At 40.2% G+C, this 962-nt stretch carries 1 protein-coding gene; it reads right to left on the bottom strand.

Annotation, left to right across the window (positions count from 1 at the left end; genetic code table 11):
- Window positions 1-20: 20 nt before the first annotated feature.
- Window positions 21-962 (bottom strand): IS4-like element ISAbe18 family transposase (locus tag ACPEPR_RS13795; RefSeq protein WP_423562565.1); only part of this gene is annotated, 942 nt, incomplete at its 5' end.

Genomic DNA, 962 nt, shown 5'->3' with positions numbered 1-962 from the left:
CATTGCTGTCCCACAATTTTTCACAAGAGGAAGCTCATTTGAGCTTCCTCTTGTTTTATGGGTATTTTATCGGGTGAAAATAAAGCTTTTAAAGTTCTTCTTTCAAACAAATTCACTTGAATTATTCTGAGTAAACGTTGAACTGTCCAACCTGTTTTTCCTAAATGTCGAGCGAAACTCACCAATAAATAGGCGATCATCGCAATCCAGATTTGTGTCTGAATTGCGTTCCTGCTGCGGCCTAGAAACGCTTTTAATTTGAGATTCTGCTTAATCGCCTTAAAGAACAGCTCAACTTTCCAACGATCTTTATAAATCGCCGCAATGGTGGAGGCGGCTAAATGAAAGTTATTGCTGAGAAAGCTAAAGTGCTTGCCACTTTGCTGATCTCTATATTCAATTCTTCTTAACACTGGGGCTTTTCTTTTTAGGGCATGTGCGCTATTCAGCTGAATGGTTTCATCTTTTAGAATACCTTTGGATTCAAGCACTGGATGTTGCTGGATCACCTGATACACAGATTTAGGCCTAAAACGTGTGACAAATCCAATGTTTTGAGCAGTCAGATTTGCATACCATTGGTAATCGACATAGCCTTTATCAAAAACTACAATGCTGCCAGCAGGAAACTGGAATTTGCGGCCTTGTACCATGTCATTTTCTTTGCCATTTTCAACTGCAACAAACTCAGGAATATCATTGCTGTGATTCAATCCTATACTGAGTTTCATGCTGGCTTTTGAGTCGTGAACTTTGGCCCATTCACATAAGGAAAGCGACAGGTCAATATGACTGGCATCCAAGGAATACAAGGGATTCTTAAAGCGAAATTTATGAGCTACTTTTGAGTGTTCATAGTATTTAAGCAACTTGTAAAATAGCTGTTGATACAAGGCAGCAGGCTGCTGCTCATTGATTCGTGCCAGCGTGCTTCGGGGAATAGACTTTGCTCCGAGATGACT

Source organism: Acinetobacter sp. AND/436 (assembly GCF_049546925.1).
Classification (GTDB): domain Bacteria; phylum Pseudomonadota; class Gammaproteobacteria; order Pseudomonadales; family Moraxellaceae; genus Acinetobacter; species Acinetobacter indicus.
Note: the sequence above shows the minus strand (reverse complement) of the source record. Positions and strands in the feature narration are given on the sequence as shown.